The sequence below is a fragment of the Microbacterium sp. genome (assembly GCF_031178525.1).
In the GTDB taxonomy this organism is placed as follows: domain Bacteria; phylum Actinomycetota; class Actinomycetes; order Actinomycetales; family Microbacteriaceae; genus Microbacterium.
In genome coordinates, this window is the sequence record NZ_JAPSJA010000264.1 from 1 (window position 1) to 3,235 (window position 3,235).

Genomic DNA, 3,235 nt, shown 5'->3' on the forward strand with positions numbered 1-3,235 from the left:
GCGCGCTGCTTGGCGTCGAGACGCGTGGGGGTCACGACGTGCACGCCCACGCGCAGATCGCCGCGCTGCGAGGTGCGCAGGCCCGTGATGCCGCGGTCCTTGATCGTCAGCACGTCACCGCCCTGCAGTCCCGGGCGCAGCTCGAGGTCGACGGGCCCGTCGAGAGCCTCGATCGTCGTCGTGGTGCCGAGGATGGCGTCGGTCATCGACACCTCGAGCGTCGCCAGCAGGTCGTCGCCCTCGCGGCTGAACACCGGGTGCGGGGTGACCTGCACCTCGATGTAGAGGTCGCCGTTGGGGCCGCCGGCCGGTCCGACCTCGCCCGATCCGGGCAGCTGCAGACGCAGGCCGGACTCGACGCCGGCGGGGATGTCGACAGACACCGTGCGGCGCGAGCGGACCCGCCCCTGGCCGCCGCACGTCGGGCACGGGTGCGGGATCGTGGTGCCGTAGCCCTGGCACGCGCCGCAGGGCTGCGACGTGACGACGTTGCCGAGGAGGCTGCGCACCTGCCGCTGCACGTGGCCGGATCCGCCGCAGATCTCGCAGCGCTCCGGGCTGGTGCCGGGCTGGCAGCACGACCCCTGGCACGTCTCGCACAGCACGGCCGTGTCGACCTCGAGGTCGCGGTGGGCGCCGAAGACGACGTCGCCCAGTTCGAGCGTGACGCGCACGAGCGCGTCCTGACCGCGCTCGCGACGCGAGCGGGGCCGGCCGCCGCGTCCGCCGCCCCCCGCGCCGAAGAACGTCTCGAAGATGTCGCCGAACCCGCCGAAGCCCGCGCCGCCGCCGCCGAAGAGGCTGTCGTCGCCGCCCATGTCGTAGCGGCGACGCTTCTCGTCATCGCTGAGGACCTCGTACGCGTGCGTGACGAGCTTGAACTGCTCGGCCGCGTCCTCGCTCGGGTTCACGTCGGGGTGCAGCTGACGCGCCAGCTTGCGATACGCCTTCTTGATCTCATCGGAGCTCGCCTCGCGCGACACCCCGAGAACCTCGTAGTGGTCAGCCACACTTCGCCTTTCAGGACCGCGCCGCGCGCGATCCGGCCCTCTCCAAGGACCGCGCGACGCGCGCGATCCGAATCAACCGCCCGCCTCAGCGGCGGTGCTCGTCCTCGTCCAGCAGCCGGGTCAGGTACCGCGCGACCGCGCGGGCCGCGGCCAGGTTGCTGGGGTAGTCCATGCGCGTCGGGCCCATGAGCCCCACGCGCGCGCGCCCGATCGCCGCGTCGTAGTCGCTCGCGATGATCGACGCCTCCGCCAGCCCGAACGCCGCGTTCTCGCGTCCGATGCTGGCCGAGAGGCCCTTGTCGTCCGTCGCCATCTCCGACATCAGCCGCAGCAGTGTGACCTGCTCCTCGATGGCCTCGAGAAGCGGATGGATGCTGCCGCGGAAGTCCTGCTCGCGCTTGGCGAGCGTCGCGGCTCCCGCCATCACCAGGCGGTCCTGACGGAACTCGTCGAGCTCCTCGGCCACGACCGCCGAGATCGTGATGAGAGCCTCGTCGAGTCGCGAGCGATCGCTCGGCGCGGACGCGCGCAGCTGCTCGATCCGCTCGGATCCCGAACGCACGGACCGGCCGGTGATGAGCGCGGCGAGCTGCGCCCGCAGCACTGCCACGTCCTCCTCATCCACGCCGCGCGGCGTGGCCGTGAGGCGCTGCGAGACGCGGCCCGTGTCCGTGACGATGATCACGAGCATCCGGAACTCGTCGAGCCGCACGAGTTCGACATGCGTCACGTTCGCGGACGCGAACGACGGGTACTGCACGAGCGCGACCTGCCCGGTCAGCTGCGTGAGCAGCCGCACGGTGCGTGCGAGCAGGTCGTCGAGGTCGGCCGGATCCGTCAGGAAGGTCGAGATTGCGGAGCGCTGCGCCGACGACAGCGGGCGCAACTCGGCGAGGTGGTCGACGAACACGCGGTAGCCCTTGTCGGTGGGAACTCGCCCCGACGAGGTGTGCGGAGCCGTGATCAGCTCCTCGTCCTCCAGCAGCGCCATGTCGTTGCGGATCGTCGCGGCCGACACCCCGAAGGCGTGGCGCTCGACGATCGACTTGCTGCCGACCGGCTCGTGCGTGTCGACGTAGTCCTGCACGATCGCGCGGAGCACCTGCAGTCCGCGTTCCGTGACCATGGGCACCTCCCCGTTGCGCTTGGCACTCGATCGTTCTGAGTGCCAATTCTAGCGACGTTCGACGTCCTTGGCCCGTGAGCGGGCGAGGCGAGTCGAAACGGTCCTCGCGCGGCGGGCGAAGGGCGCTCGCCTGTGGCGAGGCGTCACTCCGTGAGCGCGCGCACCACGGCGTCGGCGAGCAGACGGCCCTTCAGCGTCAGCACCACGCGGCCGCGCACTGCCGCGGCCCCGTCGACCAGGCCGTCCGCCACCAGTCCCGCGACCGCCCGCCGCGCGTCCGTTCCCAGCGTCCCGATCGCGAGACCCTCGCGGATCCGGCTCTCCAGCAGCACCCGCTCCAGCGCGCGGGCGTCCTGATCGGGCGTCTCCCGCCCCGCGGCGGGCGACGATCCGGTCGCCAGGCGCTGCGCATACGCCGCGGGGTGCTTCACGTTCCACCAGCGCAGGCCGCCGATGTGGCTGTGCGCACCCGGCCCGAAGCCCCACCAGTCCAGGCCGCGCCAATACGCGAGATTGTGGCGCGAGCGGTGCGTCTCGCCGCGCGACCAGTTACTCACCTCGTACCAGTCGAAGCCGGCCGCGGCGAGCTTGGCGTCGGCGAGCTCGTACATGTCCGCCTGCAGGTCGTCATCCGGCGCCGGCACCTCGCCGCGCTTGATCTGCCGTGCGAGCTTCGTGCCGTCCTCGATGATCAGGGCATACGCGGAGATGTGGTCGGATTCGAGCGCGAGCGCGGCGTCGAGCGACGCCTCCCAGTCGGCGAGCGTCTCCCCCGGCGCGCCGTAGATGAGGTCGACGCTGACATCGAGGCCCTCCTCGCGCGCCGCGTCCACGGCCGTCCGCACGTTGCCGGGAGTGTGTGTGCGGTCGAGCGCCGCGAGCACGTGCGGCTCCGACGACTGCATCCCGATCGACATCCGCGTCACGCCGGACGCCGCGAGCTCGCGCGCCACGGCGGGCGTCACGGTGTCGGGATTCGCCTCGACCGTGATCTCCGCACCGTCCGCGAGCCCGAACGCGCCGCGCACGCCGTCGAGCATCCGCCCCAGGTCGCCGGCCGGCAGCAGCGTGGGCGTGCCGCCCCCGAAGAACACGGTGG

3 protein-coding genes are annotated in these 3,235 nt (G+C 72.1%); all 3 read right to left on the reverse strand.

What is annotated here, in order from left to right; translation table 11 throughout:
* Positions 1–1,010, reverse strand: a 1,010-nt coding sequence (gene dnaJ, locus RIF89_RS12835; RefSeq protein WP_309069490.1) for a molecular chaperone DnaJ, incomplete at its 3' end; no start/stop codon positions are given.
* Between the two features lie 85 nt (positions 1,011–1,095).
* Positions 1,096–2,136 carry a heat-inducible transcriptional repressor HrcA gene (gene hrcA, locus RIF89_RS12840; protein WP_309069491.1) on the reverse strand — a complete coding sequence of 347 codons (1,041 nt, stop codon included), beginning with the start codon at positions 2,134–2,136 and terminating at the stop codon, positions 1,096–1,098.
* A gap of 143 nt (positions 2,137–2,279) precedes the next feature.
* Positions 2,280–3,235, reverse strand: a 956-nt coding sequence (gene hemW, locus RIF89_RS12845; protein ID WP_309069492.1) for a radical SAM family heme chaperone HemW, incomplete at its 5' end; no start/stop codon positions are given.

Excerpts from the sequence above, each read along its gene's own strand:
- hrcA (WP_309069491.1), bottom strand. The coding sequence starts at position 2,136 with ATGGTCACGGAACGCGGACTGCAGGTGCTCCGCGCGATCGTGCAGGAC.